This is a genomic window from Streptomyces sp. NPDC054840, from assembly GCF_053611065.1.
The window spans coordinates 1-4,113 of sequence record NZ_JBSGZP010000653.1; the positions used below are offsets into that span (position 1 = coordinate 1).

Annotated in this window: 3 protein-coding genes; 2 read left to right on the plus strand and 1 reads right to left on the minus strand. The window is 70.8% G+C overall.

The annotated features are described in order from the left end of the window. Positions 1–54: 54 nt before the first annotated feature. Positions 55–2,286 (minus strand): catalase/peroxidase HPI, encoded by a 2,232-nt coding sequence (gene katG / locus ACWGIU_RS31615; protein WP_453711547.1) that lies wholly within the window; start codon positions 2,284–2,286, stop codon positions 55–57. A 412-nt stretch (positions 2,287–2,698) separates the two neighbouring features. Between katG and ACWGIU_RS31620 the strand changes: the two genes are divergently transcribed. Further along, positions 2,699–3,109, plus strand: a complete 411-nt coding sequence (locus tag ACWGIU_RS31620) for a Fur family transcriptional regulator (protein ID WP_453711548.1) — start codon at positions 2,699–2,701, stop codon at positions 3,107–3,109. A gap of 213 nt (positions 3,110–3,322) precedes the next feature. Then, a partial coding sequence (locus tag ACWGIU_RS31625) for an AMP-binding protein (protein WP_453711549.1) occupies positions 3,323–4,113 on the plus strand: 791 nt, incomplete at its 3' end.

Below are 4,113 nucleotides of genomic sequence, written 5' to 3' on the forward strand. Positions count from 1 at the left end.
GCCCCGGGTGCCGGACATCCGGGCCGGCCGGGGGGGCCGGCCCGGACGCCACGGTCAGGCGAGGTCGAACCGGCCGAGGTTCATCACCTTGTCCCACGCCGCGACGAAGTCCTGCACGAACTTCTCCTTCGCGTCGTCGCTCGCGTAGACCTCCGCGAGGGCGCGCAGCTCCGAGTTCGATCCGAAGACGAGGTCGGCACGGGTGCCCGTCCACCTGACCCGGCCCGTGGCGCGGTCGCGGCCCTCGAACCCGTTCGCGTCCTCTGACGTCGCCGACCACGTCGTACCCAGGTCGAGCAGGTTGACGAAGAAGTCGTTGGTGAGGGACCCGGGGGTCGCGGTGAAGACACCGAGCGGGGTCTGCTGGTGGTTCGCACCCAGCACGCGCAGGCCGCCGACCAGGACCGTCATCTCGGGGGCGCTGAGGGTCAGCAGGTTCGCCCGGTCGAGCAGCAGGTACTCGGCCGGCAGCCGGTTGCCCTTACCCAGGTAGTTGCGGAACCCGTCGGCGACCGGCTCCAGCGCGGCGAACGACTCCACGTCCGTCTGCTCCTGCGTCGCGTCCGCACGGCCCGGGGTGAAGGGAACCTGGACGGCGAACCCGCCGTCCTCGGCGGCCTGTTCGACGGCGGCCGCGCCGGCCAGCACGATCAGGTCCGCGAGCGAGATCCGCTTGCCGCCGCTCTGGTCCGAGTTGAACGACTCCTGGATCCCGGTCAGGGTGCGCAACACCCCGGCCAGCCGGTCCGGGTCGTTGACCTCCCACCCGCTCTGCGGCTGGAGGCGGATCCGGCCGCCGTTGGCGCCGCCGCGCTTGTCGCTGCCGCGGAAGGACGAGGCCGAGGCCCACGCGACGGATACGAGCTCGGACACCGACAGGTCCGAGGCGAGGACCTGCCGCTTGAGCGCGGCGACATCGGCGGCGTCGACGAGCTCGTGCGTCACCGCGGGGAGCGGGTCCTGCCACAGCAGTGACTCGGTCGGGACCTCCGGGCCGAGGTAGCGCACGACCGGGCCCATGTCGCGGTGGGTCAGCTTGAACCACGCGCGCGCGAACGCGTCGGCGAACTCGGCGGGGTTCGCGAGGAAGCGCCGGGAGATCTGCTCGTAGGCCGGGTCGAAGCGCAGCGAGAGGTCGGTCGTCAGCATCGTCGGGGCGTGCGTCTTGGACGGGTCGTGGGCGTCGGGCACAGTACCCGCGCCGGCGCTGTTCTTCGGCCGCCACTGGTGCGCCCCGGCGGGGCTCTTGAACAGCTCCCACTCATAGCCGAACAGGATCTCGAAGAAGGTGTTGTCCCAGGTGATCGGGGTGTTGGTCCAGATGCCCTCAAGACCGCTGGTGATCGCGTCGCCCCCCTTGCCGGTGCCGAAGGCGTTGCTCCAGCCGAGTCCCTGCGCCTCCATCGGGGCGGCCTCGGGGTCGGCGCCGACGCTCTCCGCCGGGCCCGCGCCGTGGGTCTTGCCGAAGGTGTGGCCGCCCGCGATCAGGGCCACCGTCTCCTCGTCGTTCATCGCCATCCGGCGGAAGGTCTCACGTATGTCGCGCGCCGCGGCGATCGGGTCCGGGGTGCCGTTCGGGCCTTCGGGGTTGACGTAGATGAGGCCCATCTGGACCGCGCCGAGCGGGTTCTCCAGTTCGCGGTCGCCGGTGTAGCGCTCGTCGTCGAGCCAGGTGGTCTCGGGGCCCCAGTAGACGTCCTCGTCGGGCTCCCATACATCGGCGCGGCCGCCGCCGAAGCCGAAGGTCTCGAAGCCCATCGACTCCAGGGCCACGTTGCCGGTGAGGATCATGAGGTCGGCCCACGAGAGGCTCTGCCCGTACTTCTGCTTGACCGGCCACAGCAGACGACGGGCCTTGTCGAGGTTGCCGTTGTCCGGCCAGCTGTTGAGGGGGGCGAAACGCTGCTGGCCGGCCCCGGCCCCGCCGCGGCCGTCGCTGATCCGGTAGGTGCCCGCACTGTGCCAGGCCATGCGGATCATGAACGGGCCGTAGTGGCCGAAGTCGGCGGGCCACCAGTCCTGGGAGGTGGTCAGCACGTCCGCGATGTCCCGCTTGACGGCGGGGAGATCGAGGGTCTTGAACGCCGCGGCGTAGTCGAACTCCTCGCCGAGGGGGTTGGCGACCGCGGGGTTCTTGGCGAGGATCTTCAGGTTGAGCCGTTCGGGCCACCACTGGCGGTTCCCGCCGCCTTGGGTCGGGTGCGGAGCTCGCCCGTGCGCCACCGGACAGCCGTCCCCACCCTCCGATTTGGCGTCTGTGACGATTGCATCATGGTTCTCAGACATGGGAATCCTTCCGTACCAGGCGGATCAGCGGATCACGGTGTTCAGGAACTGAATGCGACTGAATGCGACTCGATGCGATGGAACAGTCGGGGCGCAGGGCCCCACGTGCAGGGGCTCGGCCCCGTCGATCGCCCCGACGCCGAGGGGTCACCGGCCAGGACGGTCGCGAGAAGGGGGACGTCGGCGGCCTGTGCGCGCGTGCCGGTACCAGGCATGCTCATCGGCGGTGAACCGTCCCGCCGTTGCCACCTGCCGCTCCGGAGTCTTCCTGTCTCTTGGCCATCTACGGGAACCGATCCTACGATGGACGAAATCCAAGTCAAGAAGGGCACCAGGTACACATTCGATCGGATCCCGGATGTCCGCCGGTGAACTTCGGGGAACTCCGTCCAATCTGAAGAGGTGGGCCGATATGAGTGACCTGCTGGAGCGTTTGCGCGGGCGTGGCTGGCGGATGACGTCACAGCGGCGCGTGGTCGCGGAGGTTCTCGACGGTGACCACGTGCACCTCACGGCGGACGAGGTGCACGCCCGAGCGGCGCAGCGGTTGCCGGAGATCTCCCGGGCGACCGTCTACAACGCCCTCGGCGAGCTGGTCGCCCTCGGCGAGGTCGTGGAGGTCACCACCGACGGCCGGGCCAAGCGCTACGACCCCAACGCGCACCACGCGCACCAGCATCTGGTGTGCTCCGCCTGTGGGCTCATCCGCGACGTCCACCCGACGGACGACCCGCTGGCCGGCCTCCCGCCGGGCGAGCGCTTCGGCTTCTCGGTGTCCCGGGCCGAGGTCACCTACCGGGGTCTGTGCCCGGACTGCGCGTAGCCGCGGGTACCTCCGGAACGGCCCGCGGCGAAACTCCCTCCGCATTCCGCGGGCGCCATACCGTCTCTTCCCGGCCAGGCGCAAGCCTTCAACAAGAAAATCCTTGATGGCGCACTAGACTGGTGGGCTGTTTGGCGCTGGGCCGGAACAACCTGGGCAGACCCGGGCTCCGCCGGCGACCCGGATGCTGCCGGGAACGAGACGCGAGGGCCGATGGCAGTTACACCTGAGCACGGTGAACTCACTCTGCTCGACGACGGGGAGACGCTCGAGGAGTCCGGCAAGTCCGCCCGCTTCACCGCCGGTCCCGCCGCCCCCACCCGCACCCTCGTCGACATCTTCGACGCCACCGTACGGATGTACCCCGACGAGCTCGCCCTGGACGACGGAACCACCCGGCTGACCTACCGAGCACTTGCCGTCGAGGTCGAGCGCCGGCGCCGGGCCCTCGCGGCCGCCGGAGTGGGACTCGGCGACCGGGTCGGCGTCCGCGTGCCGTCCGGGACCAGCGAGCTGTACGTGGCCGTCCTGGCCGTCCTCGCCGCCGGCGCCGCCTACGTACCCGTCGACGCCGAGGACCCGGACGAGCGCGCCGACCTGGTCTTCGGCGAGGCCGGCGTCCGGGCGGTGCTCGGCGGCGGACAGCGCATCCACTCCGGCCGGCCCGCCGAGCCCGGCGCCCGCACCGCGGGCTCCCGACCCGGCCCCGAGCACGACGCGTGGATCATCTTCACCTCCGGCTCCACCGGCAAGCCCAAGGGCGTCGCCGTCAGTCACCGCAGCGCCGCCGCCTTCGTGGACGCCGAAGCCGCGCTGTTCCTCGCCGAGGAGCCGATCGGCCCCGGCGACCGCGTCATGGCGGGACTCTCCGTCGCCTTCGACGCCTCCTGCGAGGAGATGTGGCTGGCCTGGCGTTACGGCGCCTGCCTCGTGCCCGTACCCCGCTCCCAGGTGCGCAGCGGCGCCGACCTCGGCGCCTGGCTCGTGGAACAGGAGATCACTGT

Excerpts from the sequence above, each read along its gene's own strand:
- ACWGIU_RS31620 (WP_453711548.1), top strand. The coding sequence starts at position 2,699 with ATGAGTGACCTGCTGGAGCGTTTGCGCGGGCGTGGCTGGCGGATGACG.
- katG (WP_453711547.1), bottom strand. The coding sequence starts at position 2,286 with ATGTCTGAGAACCATGATGCAATCGTCACAGACGCCAAATCGGAGGGT.